Source organism: Williamsia sp., from assembly GCF_036566845.1.
Classification (GTDB): domain Bacteria; phylum Actinomycetota; class Actinomycetes; order Mycobacteriales; family Mycobacteriaceae; genus Williamsia.
This window is the reverse complement of the sequence record NZ_DATCVM010000270.1, coordinates 33,835-56,792: the sequence shown is the minus strand read 5'-3', so window position 1 is coordinate 56,792 and position 22,958 is coordinate 33,835. Positions and strand designations below refer to the sequence as shown.

The following is a 22,958-nucleotide window of genomic DNA, read 5'->3' as shown; positions in this document are numbered from 1 at the left end:
ACTGGTTTTGAACTAGTCGTCGAGCAGGTCGGTGATGGTTGCCAAGCTCGGCAGCAGGTGTGTGACCGGTTCGCCTTCGAGTTCTTCGGCGCCGAACGAACCCGACAACACGCCCACGACAAAGCCTGCGCCACTGTTGTTCCCGGCTCCGATGTCGTTGGGTGTGTCGCCGGCGACCAGTACCCGGCGCACATCGGTGACCCCGGTCGCTTCCATGCACCTGAACACCAGGTAGGGCGCGGGTCGGCCGGCCGGGACGAGGTCCGAGGTGATGAGCGCATCGACTGTGTCGTCGGCACTGTCGCCCACGGTCCAGCCCAGGCCTGCCATGATCGCCGCCGCGATGTCCGCGGAGTAGCCGGTCTGCAGGGCGACCTTCACTCCACGAGAACGTAAGGTGCGCAGTGCTTCAGGTACTCCCGCCACCGGCTTCGGAGGTGTGTGCAGGTACGCGTCGATCAGGGTGTGCGCGGAAGTCGTCGAACACACCGTCGACGGCCGCGGGATCGGTGCGTGGTCAAATACGGCCACGCGGCCCACCGAACGCTGGTCCCTCGGCGCCACATCGGTCTGTGCCCCGCAGATGCTGGACGAGGCAGTCGCCGGTCACACCGTCGATGTGGGGCTCGAGATGTCCGGCAATCCGGATTCGGTCGCGGCCGCGTTCACAGTGGTCGGACTTGCCGCCGAATTGTGCTCGTCGGGTCGGTCTTTCCGGGCCCGGCAGTGTCCTTCGATCCGGAATACTTGGTCCGCAATCTCGTCGCGGTGATCGGCAGTCACAACTACGCTCCGGCCGACCCGGACGAAGCAGTCGGCTTCCTCTGCCGCACCGGGATGCGGGATCAGCTCGCCGCCCTGGTCAGCGAACCCCTTGCGTTGACCGGAGATCGACGCCGCGTTCGCGATGGCCTCCCGTGGCATCCACCCGAGGGTCGCGATCGCGCCGTGAACGCCGCAGTCCAATTACCATCGGGAGTCATGTCAGCAGGAGCAGATTCTGACCGCCCGGCACCGGCGAAGAACATGGTGTGGATTCCCGGTGGCACGTTCTCGATGGGTTCGAACGATTTCTACCCGGAGGAGAGACCTGTCCACGAGGTGGCTGTCGATGGTTTCTGGATGGACACCCACGTCGTCACGGTGGCGGAGTTTCGCCGGTTCGTCTCCGACACCGGGCATGTGAGCACTGCGGAAATCGCACCCGACGCGGCCGAGTTTCCCGAGGCCCCCGACCATATGCTGGTACCGGGTTCCCTGGTCTTCACTCCTCCGCAGCAGCGGGTGCCACTCGACGATGTGAGTCGTTGGTGGTCGTGGACGCCGGGTGCGTATTGGCGCCGGCCCGAGGGCCCTGGCAGCGACATCGATGGACGTCAACGACATCCGGTCACGCACGTGTCCTATGTTGACGCGGCTGCCTACGCCGCGTGGGCGGGCAAGGCCTTGCCAACCGAGGCGGAATGGGAGTTCGCGGCACGGGGTGGTCTCGATCAAGCCGTGTTCGCGTGGGGAAACGAGTTCATGCCGAAGGGCCGACACCGGGCGAACACATGGCAGGGTGCATTCCCGCACGAGAATCTCGAAGAGGACGGCTTTTCTCGCACCTCACCGGTCGGCAGTTTTCCACCCAACGGCTACGGGTTGTTCGATGTCACCGGCAATGTGTGGGAATGGACCCGTGATCTCCACACCGCTGACAACGCCGAACATTCACCGGTGGTCACCACATCATGCTGCACAACTTCGAATCCTGTTCAGGGCGAAGGAGGTTTCGCTGCAGGGCGATTCCGGGTGATCAAGGGCGGGTCGCACCTGTGCGCCCCCAACTACTGCCTGCGATACCGCCCTGCCGCTCGCCAACGCGAGTCGGTGGATACCTCCACGTCGCATATAGGTTTCCGGTGCATGGTGCCCGGCGACGAATAGTCCGACGAGACCGGCTGTCCGCGGGCGTGTCCGACGTTCGATCCCTCGCCCGAGAGCGAGAAGAAGAGCGGCTGGATGGTGATGGGTTCGGTCGCAACCTGTTCTGCGTTGACGTACAGGTGTGCGGTACCGGTCGGCGATGACCCATCGAGACCCGATTTCACGAAGTCGACCCCGAGTGTTGCTCTTCCGGGTGAAACCTGTTGGGGGGCAATGATTGTTTGTTCCCGCTCGCCGAGCCGACGACGACGCGCCCAGACACCTTCTCCGTGGTGTCGCGGTCGTGCATCCGGTCGACGTCTTCGAGGCTCAGGCCGGTGGTCTCGACGCGGAATCTCCATGTCACCAGTGCGCCGAGAAGCGACGTTCCGGCAAGCAGGAGGACGATGACTGCGGTTCCCCAGGCGTCGAGGAGGATCGGGAACAGGAAGGCCGTGAGGACGGCCCCCACCTTGGCCACGGACGCGGCGAACCCGGCTCCGGTGCCGCGCAGAGAGGTGGGGAAGACCTCGCCGGCCAGTAGGTAGGTCATCGAGTTCGGACCGAGGTTGGTCATCAGGTTGAACAGCATGAACCCGACGAAGATCAAAATGACCTGAAGCGAACCGCTCATGGCGGTCGATGCAGCGGCGATGACGAGTCCGGCTGCGCACCCGAGGAAGCCGAAGATCTGCAGGCGGATTCGCCCGAAACGATTGACCAAGAGGATCGCGAGCACGATGCCGACGAGCAGGAACGCATCGATCAACACCGCGCCCTCCGTGCCCTGGAGGTCCTCGTGGACGATGTCGGTGACGGTCGAGTCGCCGGCAGCAGCTGTGCCCACGGTGGCGGCGACGATCGTGGGGGTGAAGATGCCGATGCCGTACGTCCCGAGATCCTGGAGGAACCACGGAACGGCGGCGAGGATGGTCGATCTGCGCCATGGCCTCCGAAACAGGACACCGAAGCCGGCAGAGGTCTTCCTGGCGGCGGTGCCATCGTCAACGGCTCGGCGAAGTGTTATCGCGGTGGGGTACTGCGGTTGGCGGGACAGCAGGCGTTTGAGTTCGAGTTCGGCCTCGGTGACGCGTCCGGCTCCGAGCAGCCAGTGTGGGCTCTGCACGATGAACAGACGGCCGGCGATCACGAGAACCGAGGGAACGATCGCAACACCGAACATCCAACGCCAATCCGACAACTGGTCTCGGTTGCCCAGGACGATCACACCGACCAGGGTTCCGGCCAGAGCGCCGACGGACTGAAAGGCGAACGCCGCCAACACGCCTCTGCCGCGGATGCTGGTGGGCATGGTCTCCGAGATCATGATGTGCGCGGTGGGGTAGTCGCAGCCCAGCGCCAGGCCCATACCGACCAGACATACGACGAGCATCGGGAAGTTGGGACTGACGGTGACGCCGAGCAAGAACACGGTGAACAGGACGATCTCGGCAAGAAACAACTGGCGGCGGCCCCAGCGGTCGGACAGACCTCCCAGTGCGCTGGCACCGATCATGATGCCGAGCAGGGGTGCGGCAGTGACGAATCCGGTCTGCGCGGAGGTGAGGTCGAATTCGGCATCGATCAGTGGCACGGCAATGCCGACCATGAAGACGATCATTCCCTCGAAGAACTTGCCCGCCGAGGCCAGCATCCAGATGCGCTTTTGCATCGACGTCATCGCGCCCGCGGTGGCCGGCGTCCCGTCCCGCCAGGTGGGGACCTCATCGATGTATTGCTGAACGGTGGCCGGGGATCCTGTTCCATCGATGGCTGACATCGCACCTTCTTCACCAGCAGCGCACGCTCGTTGACACACGTCTTCCGTCGCACCATAGAACGGCAGGATGAACCGATCCTTAGCTGCAGAAGAACAGTCACCATCGGTTCCCGAGATCGAACTGCACCGATTACCGATGATCCATGCAAGGGTCGGGGAGTGAGCGCCAAGTGGTATCGCAGCGTGCTGTTTCGGTTCTACCTCGTGGGTGGCGCCAGCGCAGTCGCGTACGTGGTCTTGTTCGTACTGCTCCGCGGCTCCATGCCCGCGCAGATTGCGAATGTCTTGGCGCTCCTGATCTCTGCGATCGCCAACACCGCGGTCAACCGATGGTTCACCTTTGGGATCCGGGGAACCGAGGCAATCGTCCGGCAGTACGTACAAGGCCTCGTGGTCTTCGCACTCGGGCTCGTGGTCACCAGTGGGTCATTGTGGCTGTTGCACATCTGGGTACCGGATCCGTCGCGAGTGGCCGAGGTCTCTGCTCTGGTGGCCGCCAACCTTGTTGCCACCGTCGTCCGGTTCCTGGGGCTACGTCGGGTGTTCGCCACAGGGTGACCGAACTGGTGACATCACTTTCTTCGAGCGCGGCGGGATCACGGCGCGGTGGCGAGTCCAGCTCCGGCGTCGGTCGGCGGTAGCGGCAGGACCTCAGCTCCGTTCACCAGGGACTTCCATAGTTCTTTGCCGGTCTTACCGGTGCTCTGCACCACGAGCGCCGCGATCCCGGCGACGTGCGGGGTCGCCATGGAAGTGCCGCTGATCGTCTGGTAGCGGTCCGGCATCGGCCACGAGGAGTACACCTCGAACCCGGGGGCGGCGATGTCGATGGCTCCGCCCGGAACCACTGTGGCCCTGGCGGAGAACGCGGCCATCTTCAGATCGGACGCCAGTGCACCCACTGCCATGATCGACGCTGAGTTCGCGGGGCTGCCGATGAACCCGGGATCCGCGGGACGGCGCGCGTTGTTCCCTGCGGCTGCGATGATCAGGGTGCCGGCGGCCAGTGCTCGCTGCCCGATGGTCTCATAGGCGACCACAGGCTGAGGGATGTTGGCGCCCAATGACATCGAAATGACCTGGCAGCGGTTGGCCAATGCCCATTCGATTCCGGCGAGGATCCCGGTGTCCGAGCCGGTGCCCTGATTGCTGAGTACCTTGCCGACAAAGATCGCGGCCCCTGGCGCGATGCCGTAGCCGCGCGCGTTGGGTATTGCTCGCGGCCCACAGGACGTGCCGACGCAGTGCGTGCCGTGCCCATTGCCATCCTGCACCTCCTGGCCCACGACGAAGGATTTGCTGGTGATCGATCGGCCGGCGAAGTCGGGATGTTCGAGGTCGAATCCGGTGTCGAGCACGGCGACACGGACGCCGGATCCGTCGAACTGAGAAGCGAGCGCGCGGGTCGCCTGCAATCCCCACGTGTTTCGACGACCGTCCGCCAGATGCGTCTCCGTGGCCAACGGTGCGGCCAAGGCGTGGACGACATGTTCGGGTTCCACAGCCACGATCGCGGGATTCTGTCGGGCGACTTCGTTGAGCGATTCGAACTGTGTCGGGTTGATCGTCGCCACCGCTACTCCGAGCCGTTCGAAGATCGTTGCGTCGGCGTCCTCGAGTTGGTCTGCGGGTATGGCTTCCTGACCGATTTCGTCGCTGGAGGTGATCGAGTCGACACCCCTCACGGCGTTGAGGGCGGCCACCCGCTGCTCGTGCGTACTGTCCTCGGTGAATGTGATGATCTGACGGCCGGTGGTCTCCGCCTCAACTGGGCTGTCGGTGTCGTCGGTGATCATGATGTGCCTCCTGGGATCTGGATGGGTAAAAGTGGAGATGCAGGATTGGTCCCGCACGCTTCAGTCTGGGCAGCGATCGGCCGTACCGCCTGCGTAGGCGACTACTCGAATCTCAGGAGTCAGGTCGCGGTTCTGGTACGTAAGGCAGCGCGGGGTCGGGTAGATCAGTCTCTGCACTTTCGGGCAGCGATCTGCAGGTTCATTTCTGTGGAAACCGATGTACCGTCGACTACATCTACGATCGGTGGCGTCGTTGGACGACGAGAACCGTTGCCAGGAACCAGATGATGGCCAGTGCGATGAGAACCCCGACGCCGTAGGGCCGGTCGAGGATGGTGGCATTCGAGGGGTATTCGTCTTCCGAACGCGGCAGGATCACCGGTAGCGACAGGATCAGCACGATCAGACTTGCTGATGCGGCGATCAAGACCGGTGCCCACCACCGTTGTGGGAGTATCTTTTTCGCGGCGAATCCGAGTGCGATGCACGCCGGGGCGAAGAGTGCGTCGTGGGCGATGAGGCCGCCCGCGAGCCAGAACACGATGGAGAGCTGATCCGCGCGCGGCATGTCCCAGAGCAGCGAGAGTCCGTACCAACCCGATGCCAGAGCCGCGAGGATCAGGACCAGCCGAATGATTCGTAGTGTCATCGGATCTCGATTCGGGCCAGCCACTTGGTCTGGAGGACCCCGGGCCGGTTCGGGGCGATGAGCCGGCACGGGTAGCCGTGGTCGATGGACAAAGGTTCACCGTGCAGGTCGAGCGCGATGAGTGAGAGCGGGTCGTCGGCGATGTTCGCCGGCAATGTGCTGACTCCGTACAAGCCGGCCTCGAGGGAGATGAAGCGGACATCGTGCTCGCGGTTGCCGCCGACGAGAGCAACCAGATCGCGCACCCGAACGCCGTGCCATTCGCCCTGGGCACTCCAGCCCTCCACGCAGGCGATCGGGAGTTCACTGCCGTGCTGGGGCATCGCCCTCAATTGGCCGATCGTCAGCTCCTTGGTGACGGACCCGGTGCTGACGGTCAACCGGTACCCGGGGTCACGGGCGGTCTCCAGGACGCCGGCGGCCGCCGCGGTTCGGTTGATCGGAACACCTTGCGGGCCTTCACCCGATCGCGGCGCGAGAAATGCCAACCAGCGCAGGAACGGTACGGTCTGCCCGGCGAACGCCAGCGCCGAGAGAACGCAGACCGCCACGGTGCCCCGAAAGACCGTGCGCCGCGAGATCGTCTCGCGTTCGGGCGGGGGCGCTGTGGTTGCGGAGGGGGCCGACGGTTCGGGCGTGTTGTCGATCGGGCCGGTGGCTTCGAGGGGGCTGCCCAGTGCGCGCTGGATGATCGGTAGTTTGACGGCGATGTGGACGAGCACGGATGCCACGACGAGAAATGACATGGAGTAGTGGGTCGTGGTGAAGAAGAACTTCCACGGATACCACTGAGCGGTGTTGAGCAGCCCGGTGAGGAGCTGAAAGATCGTCGAACTCACCAGCACGGCGATCGAGGCCCGCTCCACAGCGCGGGCGGGCGTACCGACGATCGGGCGGGCAAAGAGCTTGGGATAGACCAGTTGCAGTTTGACGAGCAGCAGTGGGATGGCCACCACGCCGGTGATCACGTGCAGGCCCTGAGTCACTTGATACAGCCACGCCGGACGAGATGGCCAGTAGAACCACCCGGGCGGGTGCTGGATCCAGTGGCTGAGCAGACCGGTCGCGAAGCACACCGTGATACAGATCCCGAGCAGCATTCCTACCCGGGCGATCAACCGGGGGCTGCGTAACCCGTTGTCGCTGTTCGTGTTCGCAGCGGCGTCGTTCATGTTCTCACCCGAAATCCGGTGGTCATCGCCCGGTGAGCTCCATCAATACACGGCCACAGATCTTCTCGTGGTGATGGTTCAGACCGGCCTTGTCTGCGAGTTCGATTGCGTACTCGATCCCCACACGTGCCCAGGGGAACCATTCGCCGTGGGTGGACCTTGTTTCCACTCGGGCGGCACCCCGCCACAGTCCGGTGAGCCCGCTGTCGATCTCGACGATGACGGACCCTCCCGTCGCGACCAGTTCGTACGCTCGTCTGGCGACGCGGTCGGGGTCACCTCCGATTCCGATGTTCCCGTCGAGCAACAGGACGTGCCGCCATCGCCCTTCGCCCGGTAGGCGATCGAAGAGGCTGCGCCGAATGGCGACTCCGCCCCTGGCACGCGTCATCGCCACGGCCTGATCGCTGTGATCGACACCCAAGGCTGCGATCCCCTTGCCCATCAAGCGATGCACGAGACGACCCGGTCCGCATCCGAGATCGACTGTGGGCCCGCAACACTTGTCGGCCACGCGGCTGTCGAACTCGGAGTCGCCGTCGGCGAGGCTGGTGCCGAGCCAACGATCGACGCGCAGTCGATCCCGGGTCCCGTCCGCCTGGCGAAGCCATGTCCGTTCGCCTGCAATGCCTTCCGAGACGGCGCAGTCGAAGTACCGGGTACCGGAAGATTCGTCGGCGACGGTCATACCGACCGCCCGGTCAATGCCGCCGCCCTGGCTGCGAACCTGCTCTCGCGTGCGCACTGACGGGCGACGCCGGCGATGTCCTCCGGCCGATCGACGTCGGACAGTTCGGGTAGCTCGGCCACCGAAAGCCCACTGTCCTCCAGAGCCGCCCGAGTCGCGGCGCCGGTGTCGGCGGACGACATCGGAATGCTGCAGAGTGTGCCGGCGCCGCGTGCGCCGTGAAGCCCCAGCCCCCACCAGCCGCCATCGGTGGCCGGGCCGAGAGCCGAATCCGTGTCGGACAGTGTTGCCAGCGCCGCCCGCAACTGCTCGGCGGTGATCTGTGGGGTGTCCATCCCGACCTGGAAGACGGCTCCGTGGATCACTTGGTCGGTGTCACGATGTGCGTTCTGAAGTCGCTCGCCGAAAGTGTTTCCGTGTTGCGTGATCACTGTGACATGACGCAGTCGGCTGCGGATCTCCGCGCTGCAGACGGCGTCGTCGAGTCGGCCCGTCATCGCCACGACCACCGGAGCCGACCGGACCGACAACGCGGTGTCGAGGGTGTCGAGCAGTGCGGCCGCGGCCAGTTCGGCCGCCTCGATCGCGGAGAACTCGGCTGTGAGACGGGTTTTCACCTGTCCGGGAACCGGGGCCTTGGCGACGATCAGGATTGCCTGGGGCGTGTCGATGTGCAACGCTCCTCCATCTCTCGGAGTACGGACAGGAAGTCGCGAGTGGCCAGCAACGTTCCCTTCAGTGATCCCGACACCTTTGATCTACCGCCCGACCTCGGCCGGTAGGTGATGTCCAATTCTGTTATCTGCCAACCCGCATCACCCGCCCGAACGAGGAGTTCCACCGGATAGCCGAAGCGTTGATCGGTGATCCCCAGGGCGAGCAGCCGATTGCGTCGTGCGGCCCGCATCGGGCCGATGTCATGAATCGGTACGCGATGGCGCCTTCGCAGGCGGCGCGCGATCCACTGCGTTCCGAGGCGAGAATGTAGCGGCCAGGCTTGATGATTGACGGGCCGTCGCCTGCCGACGGCGAGGTCCGCGCCGGCGGCAACCGCGGCGACCAGCCGTGTGAGATCGTCGGGGTCCATCGAACCGTCGCCGTCGATGGTGCAGACGATCTCGGTGTCGCACGCTTCCACTCCGGAGTTGACGGCCGATCCGTAGCCGGGAATCGGTTGGTGCACAACGGTACAACCCAGCTCCGTCGCCACCTCGGCGGTCCCGTCGGTGCTGCCGTTGTCGACCACGAGAGGGTGAAGGTCTGGGGGCAGTGCGCGAATGAGAGCAGGCAACGACTCGGCTTCGTCGCGGCATGGGATCACCACAGTGGCACTGATCGACGACTTGCCCGGATTGCCCATGTCTTCGACGCTATGGGCGCTCGCCCGACAAGGCCAGCAGAATCCGGTGACGGAAAAGTGACGTCTGCGGAGAAGTCGACATCGGCGTGGAGAGGGCGCCTACGTTGGACTTGTGACCGAAACCCTCGACACAGTCCCCGAGACCGACACCTCGGGACACGGGCGATCGATGAGCCTCGGAGATCTTGTATCTCTGCTGACGGCAACGGCTTTGCTGGCCGCTGCGGTGGTCGCGCCGATCGTCGGTGATGTCGAGTGGCGGATCAACATCTTTGCGCTCGCACCCCCGCTGTTCGGCGAGTACGACCCGCATGCCGGATTCGGTACCGCGGCCGCCGTTCTCATCGCCATCACCGTCATCGCCTACGGCCCGACGCTTGCGGCGCGATTGTCTTGGCGGCTCGTCATGGTCACCAGCATGGTGACCTGCCTTGCCTGGACGTTCTCATTGGCCATGATCGACGGCTGGGATCGAGGCTTCGCGGGCCGCTTGATCAGGCCGGACGAGTATCTTGCCGAGGTGCCCGGAGTTTCGAGCATCACCAGGATGCTCGACGAGTTCTCCGGCCGGATCCTGGACTTTCAGCCCGATTCGTGGACAACGCACGTCTCCGGGCATCCGCCGGGATCGTTGCTGACGTTTGTCGTACTCGATCGTGTCGGGCTCGGTGGTGGCGCGTGGGCAGCGGTCTGGGTCGTGGCGATCGGCTGCAGCGCTGCCGGGGCATTGTTGATCACCACCGCACGTCTGGCCGACGAGGCGACGGCCCGGCGGATCGCACCCTTCGTCGCGCTCACACCGGGTGCGGTCTGGATGGGTGTTTCCGCCGACGGTTACTACATGGGTGTCGCCGCCTGGGGGATCGCACTGCTGGCCGTCGCTGCGACCACCACCGGGAAGCGCGCTGTGCTCGCCGGTGTCGGGAGCGGTCTCGTCTTGGGGTTCGCGATCTTCCTCAATTACGGTCTCATTCTGATCGGTGTGGTCGCGATCGCGGTCGTGGTCATCGCCCGGTCATACCGGCCGATTCTCTACGCCGTGCCGGCAGCATTGGCCGTGGTGGGGATTTTCGCCGCCTTCGGCTTCTGGTGGCTCGACGGGTACCACCTGGTGGTCGAACGGTATTACCAGGGCGTCGCGACCCGGCGGCCGTTCTCGTACTGGGGCTGGGCCAACTTCGCCTCAGCGCTGTGTGCGGTCGGGCCGGCGGCCGCGGTAGGACTCGGACGCGCGCTGCGGCCCGGCCGGATCCGCCGTCGCGAGGCCGTGGTGCTGCTGTCGTTGGCAGGTCTGCTGGCGATGATCATCGCGGACCTCAGTGCGCTCAGCAAAGCCGAGGTCGAACGAATCTGGCTGCCGTTCAGCGTGTGGCTACTTGTCGCGACGGCGTTGTTGCCTCGCCGGTCGCAGCGGTCCTGGCTGGCCGGTCAGGCCATCACGGCGCTACTCATCAACCATCTCGTCTGGACCTATTGGTAGAAGCCATGTTTGCTGATGGGGTGCGAGTTCTGATGGCCGATGACGATCCGATCGTCAGCGACGTGGTGCGTCGCTACCTCGAACGCGATGGGTTGCAGGTGATTTTGGTGGGGGCCGGTGACGCGGCGCTCGAATACCTCGAGAACCACCATGTGGATCTCGCGATCCTCGACGTGATGATGCCGGGGCGCAGCGGAATCGAGGTGCTCACCGACATTCGGGGTGGGCCTTACGCCGGGATGCCGGTCATCGTGCTGACCGCGCTCGGGGAAGAAGAGGACCGGCTGGTCGGTTTGGCGGCCGGCGCTGATGACTACGTCACCAAACCGTTCAGTCCCCGTGAGCTGGCGCTGCGAGTGCAGTCCGTGTTGCGCCGAAGCGCCGCCACCTGGTCGGGGGTCGCAGCAGCCATGGACCTTTCTGACGGCATCGTGGCGATGGATGTGGAGGCGCGAAGCGTCACGGTCGCCGGCCAGACGGTCAACACCACGAAACGAGAGTTCGATCTCTTGCGGTTCTTTCTGTGCCACAAGGACGTGGTGTTCAGCCGCGAACAGTTGCTCACCCAGGTCTGGGGTTGGTCGTTCGGCGACTTGTCGACCGTGACAGTGCACGTCAAGCGGTTGCGGGCAAAGTTGGGTGACTGCCCCTCACTGGAAACCGTGTGGGGGCAGGGATACCGCTGGGTCTCTGAATCGCCAACGGACGAGGTGATCTGATGCCCACGGACATTCCACAGATCGTCGGCCTCTCGCTGCTATGGTCGGGGCCGGTGGTCTTGCTCGGGACGTGTCTGCTGCTGGGACTCGGACGGTTGTCTTTGGTGATGAGCACCGTGATCCTGGTGCTGATCCCGCCGTTGGCCATTCTTGCGGGGGTGATCGGGGTCAGCGGCTACATGTTCACCGACGACCTCAAACGGACGGCAACGGTCCTCGCCTCGGTGGCGATCATCGCCATCCCTGCCGCAGTGCTGCTCGGCCGATTCCAGGCCCGGCGCACAGTCTGGGAGCGTCAGGCGCGTGAGCAGGAGCGGGCGGCCGAACAGTCACGGCGCGAGCTGATCGCCTGGGTCAGTCACGACCTTCGCACCCCGCTTGCCGACATCCGCGCGATGACCGAGGCCCTCGCGGATGGGGTGGTTTCCGACACCGTGGACGTGTCGGCGTTCGCCCGGCAGATCGATCGCGACGCAGTCCGCTTGTCGGGCATGGTCGACGACTTGTTCGAGATGTCCAAGATCAACGCGGGCGCGGTACGTCTCGAACTCGAGAACCTGGATCTGCGGGAGGTGGTCGACGAGGTGATTGCCGGCTGTGCGGCCGCCGCCGAACGCGCTGATGTCGTTCTGCGGCCGGTCCTGCCGGACTCGCCGGTGACGGTCGACGCGGACAGCAGAGCGGTGTCCCGGGTGCTGACCAACCTCGTCATCAACGCGATCGCGCATACACCCGATGGCTGTCCGGTGGATGTCGAGGCGGGCCACGCGGATTCATACGCATATTTGCGCGTCGACGATGCGGGTCCGGGTATCGCCGAGCACGAGTTCGCCCGCATCTTCGAAATCGCCTACCGCGGTACGTCGTCGCGGACACCGCGGGACAACAACGGTCTTCCTTCCGGTTCGGGCCTGGGCCTGGCCATCGCCGAAGGTCTCGTCTCGGCGCACGGGGGACATATCACGGTGTCGAACAGGGCGCCCGGCAGCCGGTTCGAGGTGCATCTGCCGGTTCCCGGTGGACCCCATGTTCCGACGATCGCCGGCACTAACGCAGCGGCGCGGTCGCGAACTCGCGAAGGCCGCGCTCGGGCATGATCGTGGCCCGGAAGCCGAGGGTGGCAGCGGCTCGGGCAGGGTCGGCGACGATGTGCCGGACATCTCCGGGCCGGTAACGTCCGGTGGTCACCGGCGCCGGGCCGGAGATACCGTCGGTGAGCGATTCCGCAACCTGTTTGATCGAAATCGGTTGTCCTGAGCAGATGTTGAAGGCCTCGAATTCGTGCGCTTCCTCGCTGCCGGAAGCCAGTCGCTCGATGGCGGCGACATTGGCGGCGGCGACGTCGGTCACGTGGACGAAGTCCCGCATCTGGCCGCCGTCCTCGAACACCGTGGGTGCCTGCCGGGCTTCGAGTTGCGACCGGAAGATGGCCGCGACGCCGGCGTAGGGCGTATCCCTGGGCATGTGCGGGCCGTACACGTTGTGGTAGCGCAGCGCTGTCACGGCGCCACCGGTCTCGAGCGACCAGGCTCTGCAATAGGATTCCTGCGCCGCCTTGCTGGCGGCGTAATAGCTGCGAGGGGCCAGCGGAGCATCCTCGGGCGTCAGCGCCCACTCCGCGGGCTCCCCGCCGGGCAGGTATCGCTCGAATCTGCGGGCCTCGAGATCGACGGCACGACGGGGCGGCGGGTCCACGATCTGCCCGGACCGATCGCGATAGGTGCCGTCCCCGTAGACAACCATCGATGACGCGAGTACGAGGCGACGACAGCGGGTTTCGAACATCGCAGCCAGCAGCCGAGCGGTGACGAGGTCGTTGTCGGCGGCGTAGTCGGGGGCGTCGCGAGCATCGACACCGGCACCGACGCGGGCGGCCTGATGGCAGACCACGTCGACGCCGTCCAGCATTTCCGTGAGCGACGAGGCCCGCAGATCGGCCAGCTGCACCCCCTCGGGTGCGATGGCACCTGGTCCGTGTGCGGCGGGCACCATGCCGTCGACGGCGACCACCTCGTGGCCGCCGGCGGTCAGCGCGGACGTGATGTGCGATCCGATGAATCCGGCAGCGCCGGTGAGCAGTACGTGGGCCATATGACCCAGCCTGCCCCACCGCACCGGGTCCCTGAAGGGCCCGCGGCCTCGCCGTCACAGATTCGTCATGCGCCGTCCGTCGGGCGTGGTCGCGCGGAACAGGACCGTGTTGGGGGTACCCATCGGACTCAGTACGGTCCCGTCGGTTCCCACGACGCCATCGGTGAGGATGCCGATGAGTTCGACTGAGGCGGCAGATATCCACCGGTGGCGGCGAATCGGAGCACGTCACCGATGGTCCGAGCAAAGTACTCGTAGGCCTTTGCCGGGTCGATGCGGTTGACCAAGGCCCAGCGCATGTGTTGGTGCGGGAAACCGAGCGTATGGCCTGCCTCGTGCCGAATGACGCGCCGGTACTCGGGGTCTGGTGTGTTCATGGTGAAGTTCTGCAGATTCATCGTCTGCCGGTTGTTCGGGATGAGTTGGCGGTAGCGTCCACCCAAAACCGAGAGGACGCACATGCCGATCACGATGCTGATCATGGCCAAGCGCAAGGCTGGCCTGACGCCCGAGCAGTTCCGCGAAGGGTACGAGAAGAGCCATTCTCGAATCGCCGTCAACCTGTTTGGCCATCTCTGGACGAGCTACCGCCGCACCTACCTCGTCGAGGGGCATCGCTTCGCGGAGTCGGCCACGGGTTGGGCCGGCGGGCCGGCCGAACTCCACTACGACGCGATCTCGGAATACATTCTGCGCGACGCCGCGGCGGCCGATGAGATGATCCGCATCGCGGTGGAGAACCTGGACCTGATCAAAGAAGACGAGGCACTGTGGTTCGACCAGGTGAACTCCTGGTCGGTGACCACCGAGTCCCTCGAAGAAGACCTCACCGCACCCAAGCCGCCGTTGCGTCGTTGGGCGGACATCACGAGCTGAGCTGGCATGATCCGGCGTCGGCTGGGACACTTGACGTGTCCGAGTGCAAAGCGATCGTGTCAGGTGAACTCGGGTCGAGAACAGCGGCCTACCGGTGTCGGCTTTTGCCCACCACTCGGCATTGACGTCGGTGTTTGCGCAGGGCGCGGTCTACGCCCGAGGAGTTGCGCATGCCGTCAAATGTCGCTCGCAAACTGATCGAGTCGCATCTGGAATCCGGGTCGATGGATGTGGGCGAAGAGATTGCGATCCGCATCGACCAGACCCTGACGCAGGACGCCACCGGGACGCTGGTGATGCAGGAACTGGAGGCGCTCGAGTTGGATCGGGCGCGCTCCGAGATCAGTGTCCAATACGTCGATCACAATCTGCTGCAGACCGACGAAAAGAACGCCGAGGACCACGAGTATCTGAGGACCGCGTGCGAGCGTTTCGGTCTGTGGTATTCCAAACCCGGCAATGGTGTCTCCCATCCGACGCACATGCAGCGGTTCGGTGTGCCGGGTAAGACGATGGTGGGGTCCGATTCCCACACTCCCGCTGCGGGTTCGCTGGGGATGCTCGCGATCGGGGTCGGCGGCCTCGAAGTAGCATTGGCCATCGCGGGCCACCCCCTCAACGTCCGGATGCCGGAGATCTGGGGTGTGCACTTGGATGGGGAACTGCCGCAGTGGTGTTCGGCCAAGGACGTCATCTTGGAGATGCTGCGGCGCCACGATGTCAAGGGCGCGGTGAATCGGATCATCGAATACCACGGACCGGGGCTGGCCGGGCTGACGGCGATGGATCGCCACGTCATCGCCAACATGGGGGCCGAACTCGGCGCCACCACAAGTGTTTTCCCGAGTGATGACGCGGTCCGGGAGTTTCTTCGCGCAGAAGGCAGGGAGGACGACTGGATCGAGTTGTCGGCCGATGACGGCGCGAGCTACGACCTCGAGGAGTCGATCGAACTGTCGCAGCTGGAACCTTTGATCGCCAAGCCGTCGTCGCCCGGCAACGTGGTGCCCGTTCGTGAGGTTGCGGGAAAGGACGTGTCGCAAGTCGTGATCGGTTCGAGTGCCAACCCCGGTCTTCGCGACTTCGCGATTGCCGCCGCGATGGTCGCCGGTCGGCAGACCGCGCCGCAGGTCAGCTTCGACATCAACCCGACATCTCGCGAGATCCTCACCGACCTGACCAAAATGGGTGCAACCGCAGAACTTCTCATCGCCGGCGCCCGAATCCATCAGGCGGGGTGCATGGGATGTATCGGGATGGGACAGGCGCCCGCGACCGGCCGCAACTCGCTACGCACCATGCCGCGTAACTTTCCCGGGCGGTCGGGAACCAAAGAAGACTCGGTCTGGCTGTGCTCTCCGGAAACCGCGGCCGCGTCCGCACTGACCGGGGCGATCACCGATCCCCGGGACTGGGCCTCGGACGTCGGCATGGACTATCCCGCCCTCGATCTGCCACAACAGCATTCGTCCAACACCCAGATGCTGGTGCCCCCGCTCGGTGCGGATGACGCAGCGCAGGTGGTGCCTGCAAAAGGCCCCAACATCTCGAGCCTGCCCGATCTCGACGACCTACCCGACCGCCTCGAGTCCCGGGTGATGCTGAAGGTCGGCGACAACATCTCGACCGATGAGATCTCACCTGCCGGCGCGCGGGCATTGCCGTTCCGGTCGAACATCCCGAAGCTTGCGATGTTCAGCTTCACCCGCGTCGACGAGACGTACCCCGAACGGGCACAACAGAACGGCGACGCCGGCCACATCATCGTCGGAGGCGACAACTACGGTCAGGGCTCGTCTCGGGAGCACGCTGCGATCGCGCCCCGATACCTCGGTCTGCGGATGGTGATCGCCAAGTCGTACGCCCGGATCCACTGGCAGAACCTCGCCAACTTCGGGGTGCTCGCCGTCGAGTTCGACGATCCGGCCGACTACGACGGCATCGATCGGGACGACGTCCTCGCAGTCGAACACCTCCGCGACCTGATCGAGGACGGTGATGCGATGACGATTCGCAATCTCACCAAGGAGAGGTCATTTCGCGTGCGTCACCGGTTGTCCGGGCGGCAGATCACAGATGTGCTTGCCGGCGGCCTCATCCCGCGGCTGGCCGGTGAAAAGGACTCGGACATACAAGAGGCCAGCGAGACGGTTTTGCAGGACGGTGGCTAGATCAGCTGATCGTGCGATGTCCACGTGCCCGCCGTGGACCGCCGCCTGGATCAGGTGATGACAAAGCCGTCCGACCGGGCTCCGGATGAGGAGTTCGGTCGGACGGCAGTTGTCAGGACGTGCGGGGTTTCTACTTCGACGCCGAGGACAAGGCGTCGTTGAACGTCTTGCTCGGACGCATCACCGTGTCTGCGGCCTCGGAGTCCGGCAGGTAGTACCCGCCGATCTCGACGGGCTTGCCCTGTGCGTTGTTGAGTTCGGAGACGATGGCGTCCTCGTTCTTCGACAACGTTTCTGCCAGCGGCGCAAAGTGTTCGGCCAGATCCTTGTCCTCGGTCTGGGCGGCGAGCTCCTGCGCCCAATACAGGGCGAGATAGAACTGGCTTCCGCGGTTGTCGAGCTCACCGGTCGTGCGTGAGGGACCCTTGCTGTTCTCGAGCAACTGTCCGGTGGCGGCATCGAGCGTCTTCGCCAGGATCGTCGTCCGCTGATCACCGGTCTTCTTGCCCAGGTCTTCCAGGCTGACGGCCAGGGCGAGGAACTCTCCGAGCGAATCCCACCGCAGGTGATTCTCTTCCAGCAACTGCTTGACGTGCTTGGGTGCCGAACCTCCGGCACCGGTCTCGTACAAGCCGCCGCCGGCCATCAACGGCACGACCGACAGCATCTTGGCGCTGGTGCCCAGTTCGAGGATGGGGAACAGGTCCGTGAGGTAGTCGCGGAGGATGTTGCCGGTCGCGGAGATCGTGTCCAGCCCGCGCACGACGCGCTCGAGGGTGTATCGCATGGCGCGTACCTGCGACATGATCTGGATGTCGAGGCCCTCTGTGTCATGGTCCTCGAGGTACGTCTTGACCTTCTTGATCAACTCGTTCTCGTGCGGACGGTACGGGTCGAGCCAGAAGATGACCGGCATACCGGAATCGCGGGTCCGTTCCACTGCCAGCTTGACCCAGTCGCGGATCGGGGCGTCCTTGACGATGCACAGGCGGAAGATGTCGCCCGCTTCCACGTCCTGCGACAGCAGGACCTCACCGGTGGCCAGGTCGGTGATGTTGGCGACGCCGTCTTCGGCGATCTCGAAGGTCTTGTCATGGGAGCCGTACTCCTCGGCCTTCTGTGCCATCAGGCCGACGTTGGGGACGGTGCCCATGGTGGTCGGGTCGAACTGGCCGTTTGTCTTACAGAAGTTGACGATCTCCTGGTAGATGCGAGAGAAGGTCGATTCGGGGTTGACGGCCTTCGTGTCCTTGGGCCGTCCGTCGGGGCCCCACATCTTGCCGCCGGCACGGATCATCGCGGGCATCGATGCGTCCACGATCACGTCGCTGGGCGAGTGGAAGTTCGAGATGCCGCGCGCCGAGTCGACCATGGCGAGTTCCGGACGATGCTCGTGGCACTTGTGCAGATCGTCGACGATCTCTTCGCGCTTCGAGGCGGGCAGCGAATCGATCTTGCTGTAGAGGTCGGACAAACCGTTGTTGACGTTGACGCCCAGTTCGTCGAACAGCTCGCCGTGCTTTTCGAAGGCGTCCTTGTAGAAGACGCGGACAGCGTGTCCGAAGACGATCGGGTGAGAGACCCGCATCATCGTCGCCTTCACGTGGAGCGAGAACATGACGCCGGTCTTGTAGGCGTCCTCCATCTGCTCTTCGTAGAACTCGATCAGAGCCTTCTTGCTCATGAACATGCTGTCGATGACGTCGCCGTCGTTCAGCGACACCTTGGGCTTGAGGACGATCGTCTCGCCGCTCTTGGTCAGCAGTTCCATCTTCACGTCGCGGTCGCCCTCGACGGTCATCGACTTCTCGCCGTGGTAGAAGTCGCCCTCCCGCATGTGCGCGACGTGGGTCCGCGAGGCCATCGACCACTCGGTCATGCTGTGCGGATGCTTGCGCGCGAATTCCTTGACGGCCTTGGGGGCGCGCCGATCTGAGTTTCCTTCGCGGAGTACAGGGTTCACTGCGCTGCCGAGGCACTTGGTGTACCGATCGCGGATCGCGACTTCTTCGTCGGTCTTCGGGTTCCCGGGGTAATCGGGGAGCTTGTAGCCCTTGGCCTGGAGTTCCTTGATGGCCGCCAGGAGCTGGGGAACCGACGCGCTGATGTTCGGGAGCTTGATGATGTTGGTCTCGGGAAGTTGCGTCAGACGGCCCAGCTCGGCGAGATTGTCCGGGACGCGCTGGTCCTCGGTGAGGTAGTCGGGAAACTCTGCAAGGATGCGGCTGGCCACGGAGATGTCACTTGATTCGACATTGATGTCTGCCGCACCGGCGAATGCACGCACGACCGGCAAGAATGCATGTGTCGCAAGCATTGGTGCCTCGTCGGTAAGTGTGTAAATGATGGTCGGCTGCTTCGCGTTCATTTTTCGCTTCGTCTCCAATTCCGTCGCGCAACTTTGTGGGTTGCTTCTGCGACACCAGTATCGCAGTCGACCCCATCCTGCTGCGTGGCAACCGGCAACCGAGCGCTCGGGTGGTCTGTGTCACAGTGCGTGCCACCTTCCGCTCGGATCACCTTTTTTGCTCACGACATCGCTATTAGGACCGGAACTGTCCTCGATTCCGCCTAGCGTTCGCGTTGTTGATCATCAGCCCCGAAAGGACACATCATGGCCGGCACCTACACTCCCGTTGCCCTCTCCGTCCCTGTCACCGGCGAAAAGGCCGACATTCTCACGCTGCTCGCGGATCAGCGAGCGCTGCTGAAGGTCACCGCTCGCAACCTCAGCGAAGATCAGGCCCGCGCCCGGGGCACAATTAGCGAACTCACAATCGGCGGACTCATCAAACACCTCGCCCAGGGCGAGCGCGGCAACGCGAAGACGATTCTCGAGCGCGATGAGAATGCCGAGTTCGACATGAGTGAGGCTGCCGGCGCCTACGTACTCGGCGACGACGAGACACTCGAATACTGGCTCGACGAATACGACCGTGCCACCGCGGACTACGACCGGGTGATCGCGGACGTCGGCAGCCTCGACGAGCAGATCCCGCAGCCGACGGCGCCTTGGCAGCCCGAGCGGGAATGGTGGTCGGTCCGCAAGATGGCGTTGCATCTGCTGCGGGAGACGGCCCACCACTGCGGGCACGCGGACATCATCCGCGAGGCCCTGGACGGGCAGAGCACGATGGCCGCGATCTCGGAAGGATCGGACTGGGTCGACGACTGGGCCAAGTGATCCGGTGGTGGGTCACCCGAGGTCCGCGACGCGGCTAGGCCGGGTTCGGTGCGGTCAGTGTCTCGGCGAGCATGTGCATGGCATAGGTGACGGCGAGGGCGCGGATGTTCGCCCGGTCGCCGGGCAGCCGACGCGTCCGTGTCACCGTCGGGCGACCCGCGATCGCGACGGCGAAGCACACGGTGCCCACCGGTTTGAGGTCGGTGCCACCGCCGGGGCCCGCGATCCCGGTGGTGGACACCGCGGTATCGGCGCCGAGGCGGCCGACCGCCCCTTCTGCCATCCGTGCGGCCACCTCTTCGCTGACCGCGCCGTGCTCGGCGATCAGGTCCGCCGGGACATCGAGTAGGCCGATCTTCAGTTCGTTGGCGTAGGCCACGACGGCGCCGACGAGGTACGCCGACGATCCGGCGCGGTCGGTGAGGCGGGCGGCGATCTTGCCCCCGGTGCACGATTCGGCTGTGGCGATCCGGCGGCCGGTCAGCCTGCCGGCGATCAGGTCGTCGATGGTCGAGCCGTCAGTCGAGAAGATCTGAGCGCCATGATGTTCCGTGACCAACGCCGCGAGCCGGTGGTAGGCGTCGGCTGACGACTCGGGATACCGGGTCACCATCTCAAGTTCTCCGAGCTGCAGGCAGGTGGTGATCTCCAGGGCTGCGAACCCGGCGATCTGTTGTTCTGCTCGGCGCAACGTCGCGGCGAGATCGGCTTCGGAGAGGCCGTACGCACGGATGGTCGACTGCCCGAACACCGATCGACGGGCCATCACGGCGGCCACCGCCGCGGTCTCGAGGGCTGCGGGCCACATTGCTTGCAGTTCGCCCGGTGGTCCCGGCAGCACCAGGATCGCAGGCAGCTGCCCGGCCGCAATCGCCACGCCCGGCGCGGTTCCCGTCGGCGGAATCGATTGAGCGCCTTCGGGAACCATCGCTTGCTTCCGTATGCCCGCTTGCAGGGGCGCGGGGTCGGGGTCGGCGGACACCCGTCCGCGCCAGCGCGCGATGATGCCGCCGATGTGTACTTCGAGGGCGGCGTCGAGATGGAGCTCGCGGCCGCAGAAGTCGGCAACCGTCGCGACGGTGAGATCGTCGGCAGTCGGACCGAGACCCCCGGTGGTGACGATGAGGTCGACGTGCTGATCGGCGAGGAACCGGAGCTGGGCGGTCAGGTCGTCGGGGCGATCGCCGCAGACGGTGATGTGTGCGATGTCCACACCCAGGTCGAGGAGACGCTGGGCGACCCATGGACCGTTCCGATCGGTGATCCGACCGCTGAGAACTTCGGTTCCGGTCACAACCACACCCGCCCGCACTGTCATGCAGCCGAGCTTAGTGGTGGGTGGCAGCCGGGTTCAGGCCCGATCGCCACCGTCACGCTGCCCATCCGGTTGCCCGCGGGCTGCACGGGGCCTGGCTCCCGTCATAGCCGACGGGCTGCGGTCAGACTCCTGGTGATGAAACGGGGGCGAGCAGCAGCCCTTCCCAGGCGTCGATCGCGGCGGTCAGCTCTGCAGTTGTCGGAGCCAGCCCCTTGCGCCCGAGGTCGGCGAGATGGCGCAGCATGCTCTTGAACACGAGTTCGAGGCGCAACTCGGCCGCCTCCGGGGGCAGATGTGCAACCGACGTTCGCAGTGCCTCGACCACCACGCGGCCGCTCTCGTTGACGCTCGCGTCGATGGCCATGAAGTGCTCGGTCAACAGGCCGGCCGTCAGCAGCTGGTCGAGAACACCCACGTAGTGATTGCCGCCGCCAAGGGTGTTGGCCAGGGGTCGCACCGTTGCCCAGAGCGCCGCGCGGGTTGTCGGGGGCGTTGCGTCCCGGTACAGCGTGGCTACAACCTCGTTTCGGTCGGCGTTGATCGACGGCAGCCGATGTTCGAAGACGGCTTGCAGGAGATTGGCCTTGGATCCGAAGTGATAGCTGATCGCCGAGGCGTTGTGTTGATCGGCGGCCTGGCGAATGTCGTTGAGGGATACGGCGTTGTACCCACGCTCGGCGAACAGACGCTCGGCGCTCTCGATCAACCTGGTTCTGGTCAGTTCGCCCGACGCGTACCGCGCTCTACTGGTGGCCACCGGACAAACCTAGCGTCGCGGCGGTCCGATCTGACACCTCTGCCCGTCATTACCAAGTCGATTGCGGCAATTCAATAGATGGACGCAATGGGAGTCTATACGAGGCCAAATTAATGGAGTGGCATTAGGTTCGTCTTCGGAAGGCAACCAGGAAAGGACCAATCATGACCGCAGTAGCGGAGTTCGATCAGCGCGCCGCAGGCGTGAGCGCCGAGGAAATCTACGCTGCCGGTGGGATCACCGTGCACAAAGTGGGCGAACACATCGGTGCCCGAATCGAGGGTGTCCGCCTCTCGGGCGATCTCTCGGCGTGACCTTCATCGATCGCATCCCGAAGGCATCGATCCTTCGTGCCACCACCATCCCCGAGTACGGCGGCGCGACCACCTGGGCGTCGACGACAGCGGCCTACAACCAGCTCCCGGGCTCTCTGGTCCATCTCGTCGAGAACCTGCGGGCCGTTCACACCAATGCGTACGACTACGCGGAGGCCTACCAGAAAACCAATACCTCCGCCAACGGTGCAGCGAACTACGGGGAGTTCACCCGCGAGATCTACGAAACCGAACATCCGGTGGTCCGCGTGCACCCCGAAACCGGGGCGAAGACGCTACTGCTCGGCCATTTCGTCAAGGAGTTCGTCGGTCTCAAGCCATCAGAGACGACCGCGCTCTTCCAGCTGCTTCAGACCCGGATCACCAAGCTCGAGAACACCGTTCGCTGGGCATGGGAGAAGGGTGACCTGGCGATCTGGGACAACCGTTCGACACAGCACTACGGCATCTCCGACTACGGCAACCAGGCCCGGAGCGTGCACCGCGTGACGCTGGCCGGCGACATCCCCGTCGACGTCCATGGCAAGTCCAGCCGCGTCATCAAGGGCGACGCATCGCACTTCTCGGTCGTGGAGGACACGCAGCGTCTCCCAGGATTCGTCGCCGGGTAGCCATTGCCCCAAAGCCACCAGATCAAGTGGATTGTTGCTATCACCTCATGCGGGTCAGGTGGA

At 64.7% G+C, this 22,958-nt stretch carries 22 protein-coding genes and 1 pseudogene; 9 read left to right on the top strand and 14 right to left on the bottom strand.

What is annotated here, in order from left to right; translation table 11 throughout:
- Nucleotides 1-12 precede the first annotated feature (12 nt).
- Both VIQ49_RS26050 and VIQ49_RS26045 read right to left on the bottom strand, forming a co-directional pair.
- Nucleotides 13-531, bottom strand: a complete 519-nt coding sequence (locus VIQ49_RS26050) for an HAD family hydrolase (protein WP_331889561.1) — start codon at nt 529-531, stop codon at nt 13-15.
- A 75-nt stretch (nt 532-606) separates the two neighbouring features.
- A complete protein-coding gene (locus tag VIQ49_RS26045; protein ID WP_331889559.1) occupies nt 607-924 on the bottom strand; it encodes a hypothetical protein in 318 nt (105 codons plus the stop codon).
- A 102-nt stretch (nt 925-1,026) separates the two neighbouring features.
- On the opposite strand from VIQ49_RS26045, the gene VIQ49_RS26040 reads away from it, so the two are divergent.
- A complete protein-coding gene (locus VIQ49_RS26040) occupies nt 1,027-1,929 on the top strand; it encodes a formylglycine-generating enzyme family protein (protein WP_331889583.1) in 903 nt (300 codons plus the stop codon).
- A gap of 160 nt (nt 1,930-2,089) precedes the next feature.
- Here the strand turns inward: VIQ49_RS26040 and VIQ49_RS26035 are convergent, their stop codons facing one another.
- Nucleotides 2,090-3,688: an MFS transporter gene (locus VIQ49_RS26035; protein ID WP_331889557.1), complete on the bottom strand. Its 1,599-nt coding sequence runs from the start codon at nt 3,686-3,688 to the stop codon at nt 2,090-2,092.
- Between the two features lie 159 nt (nt 3,689-3,847).
- Here VIQ49_RS26035 and VIQ49_RS26030 point away from each other — a divergent pair, with 159 nt between their 5' ends.
- Nucleotides 3,848-4,246: a GtrA family protein gene (locus VIQ49_RS26030; RefSeq protein ID WP_331889555.1), complete on the top strand. Its 399-nt coding sequence runs from the start codon at nt 3,848-3,850 to the stop codon at nt 4,244-4,246.
- Between the two features lie 38 nt (nt 4,247-4,284).
- On the opposite strand, the gene VIQ49_RS26025 is transcribed toward VIQ49_RS26030, so the two are convergent.
- From VIQ49_RS26025 to VIQ49_RS26000, 6 genes are all read right to left on the bottom strand, one after another.
- Entirely contained in the window at nt 4,285-5,484 is a 1,200-nt protein-coding gene (locus VIQ49_RS26025) for a S8 family serine peptidase (RefSeq protein WP_331889553.1), read from the bottom strand.
- 235 nt (nt 5,485-5,719) lie between these two features.
- A complete protein-coding gene (locus VIQ49_RS26020; protein WP_331889551.1) occupies nt 5,720-6,133 on the bottom strand; it encodes a hypothetical protein in 414 nt (137 codons plus the stop codon).
- Nucleotides 6,130-7,305: a molybdopterin-dependent oxidoreductase gene (locus VIQ49_RS26015; protein WP_331889549.1), complete on the bottom strand. Its 1,176-nt coding sequence runs from the start codon at nt 7,303-7,305 to the stop codon at nt 6,130-6,132. The genes VIQ49_RS26020 and VIQ49_RS26015 overlap by 4 nt, the downstream gene beginning before the upstream one ends.
- Nucleotides 7,306-7,327: 22 nt before the next feature.
- Nucleotides 7,328-7,993: a class I SAM-dependent methyltransferase gene (locus tag VIQ49_RS26010; RefSeq protein WP_331889547.1), complete on the bottom strand. Its 666-nt coding sequence runs from the start codon at nt 7,991-7,993 to the stop codon at nt 7,328-7,330.
- Complete coding sequence (locus VIQ49_RS26005) at nt 7,990-8,670, bottom strand: TIGR04282 family arsenosugar biosynthesis glycosyltransferase (RefSeq protein WP_331889545.1); 681 nt, start codon at nt 8,668-8,670, stop codon at nt 7,990-7,992. The genes VIQ49_RS26010 and VIQ49_RS26005 overlap by 4 nt, the downstream gene beginning before the upstream one ends.
- Nucleotides 8,640-9,353 (bottom strand): glycosyltransferase family 2 protein, encoded by a 714-nt coding sequence (locus VIQ49_RS26000; protein ID WP_331889543.1) that lies wholly within the window; start codon nt 9,351-9,353, stop codon nt 8,640-8,642. Before VIQ49_RS26000 ends, VIQ49_RS26005 begins: the two co-directional genes overlap by 31 nt.
- Before the next feature lie 169 nt (nt 9,354-9,522).
- On the opposite strand from VIQ49_RS26000, the gene VIQ49_RS25995 reads away from it, so the two are divergent.
- The 3 genes from VIQ49_RS25995 to VIQ49_RS25985 are packed head-to-tail and all read left to right on the top strand — an operon-like array spanning nt 9,523 to nt 12,649.
- Nucleotides 9,523-10,833: a hypothetical protein gene (locus tag VIQ49_RS25995; RefSeq protein WP_414731723.1), complete on the top strand. Its 1,311-nt coding sequence runs from the start codon at nt 9,523-9,525 to the stop codon at nt 10,831-10,833.
- Between the two features lie 32 nt (nt 10,834-10,865).
- A complete protein-coding gene (locus VIQ49_RS25990; RefSeq protein ID WP_331889539.1) occupies nt 10,866-11,552 on the top strand; it encodes a response regulator transcription factor in 687 nt (228 codons plus the stop codon).
- A complete protein-coding gene (locus VIQ49_RS25985) occupies nt 11,552-12,649 on the top strand; it encodes a HAMP domain-containing sensor histidine kinase (protein ID WP_331889537.1) in 1,098 nt (365 codons plus the stop codon). The genes VIQ49_RS25990 and VIQ49_RS25985 overlap by 1 nt, the downstream gene beginning before the upstream one ends.
- Here the strand turns inward: VIQ49_RS25985 and VIQ49_RS25980 are convergent.
- Together VIQ49_RS25980 and VIQ49_RS25975 are read right to left on the bottom strand one after the other, a co-directional pair.
- A complete protein-coding gene (locus tag VIQ49_RS25980; protein ID WP_331889535.1) occupies nt 12,600-13,643 on the bottom strand; it encodes an NAD-dependent epimerase/dehydratase family protein in 1,044 nt (347 codons plus the stop codon). The genes VIQ49_RS25985 and VIQ49_RS25980 overlap by 50 nt on opposite strands.
- Nucleotides 13,644-13,771: 128 nt before the next feature.
- Nucleotides 13,772-14,113 carry a hypothetical protein gene (locus VIQ49_RS25975; RefSeq protein WP_331889533.1) on the bottom strand — a complete coding sequence of 114 codons (342 nt, stop codon included), beginning with the start codon at nt 14,111-14,113 and terminating at the stop codon, nt 13,772-13,774.
- Here VIQ49_RS25975 and VIQ49_RS25970 point away from each other — a divergent pair.
- Both VIQ49_RS25970 and VIQ49_RS25965 read left to right on the top strand, forming a co-directional pair.
- Nucleotides 14,103-14,519 carry an EthD domain-containing protein gene (locus VIQ49_RS25970; RefSeq protein ID WP_331889531.1) on the top strand — a complete coding sequence of 139 codons (417 nt, stop codon included), beginning with the start codon at nt 14,103-14,105 and terminating at the stop codon, nt 14,517-14,519. The two genes, VIQ49_RS25975 and VIQ49_RS25970, sit on opposite strands and share 11 nt — an antisense overlap.
- A 170-nt stretch (nt 14,520-14,689) precedes the next feature.
- Nucleotides 14,690-16,690 carry an aconitate hydratase gene (locus tag VIQ49_RS25965; protein ID WP_331889529.1) on the top strand — a complete coding sequence of 667 codons (2,001 nt, stop codon included), beginning with the start codon at nt 14,690-14,692 and terminating at the stop codon, nt 16,688-16,690.
- Between the two features lie 130 nt (nt 16,691-16,820).
- Here VIQ49_RS25965 and VIQ49_RS25960 read toward each other — a convergent pair whose 3' ends face one another.
- Nucleotides 16,821-19,058 (bottom strand): NADP-dependent isocitrate dehydrogenase, encoded by a 2,238-nt coding sequence (locus tag VIQ49_RS25960; RefSeq protein WP_331889527.1) that lies wholly within the window; start codon nt 19,056-19,058, stop codon nt 16,821-16,823.
- 246 nt (nt 19,059-19,304) lie between these two features.
- On the opposite strand from VIQ49_RS25960, the gene VIQ49_RS25955 reads away from it, so the two are divergent.
- The gene (locus tag VIQ49_RS25955) at nt 19,305-19,874 is read left to right on the top strand and encodes a DinB family protein (RefSeq protein WP_331889525.1); all 570 of its coding nucleotides are present in this window, start codon (nt 19,305-19,307) and stop codon (nt 19,872-19,874) included.
- 34 nt (nt 19,875-19,908) lie between these two features.
- Here VIQ49_RS25955 and VIQ49_RS25950 read toward each other — a convergent pair whose 3' ends face one another.
- Complete coding sequence (locus VIQ49_RS25950) at nt 19,909-21,192, bottom strand: competence/damage-inducible protein A (RefSeq protein ID WP_331889523.1); 1,284 nt, start codon at nt 21,190-21,192, stop codon at nt 19,909-19,911.
- A gap of 121 nt (nt 21,193-21,313) precedes the next feature.
- Nucleotides 21,314-21,949, bottom strand: a complete 636-nt coding sequence (locus VIQ49_RS25945) for a TetR family transcriptional regulator (RefSeq protein WP_331889521.1) — start codon at nt 21,947-21,949, stop codon at nt 21,314-21,316.
- Between the two features lie 164 nt (nt 21,950-22,113).
- On the opposite strand from VIQ49_RS25945, the pseudogene VIQ49_RS25940 reads away from it, so the two are divergent.
- A pseudogene (locus tag VIQ49_RS25940) lies at nt 22,114-22,895 on the top strand (TauD/TfdA dioxygenase family protein).
- Nucleotides 22,896-22,958 lie beyond the last annotated feature (63 nt).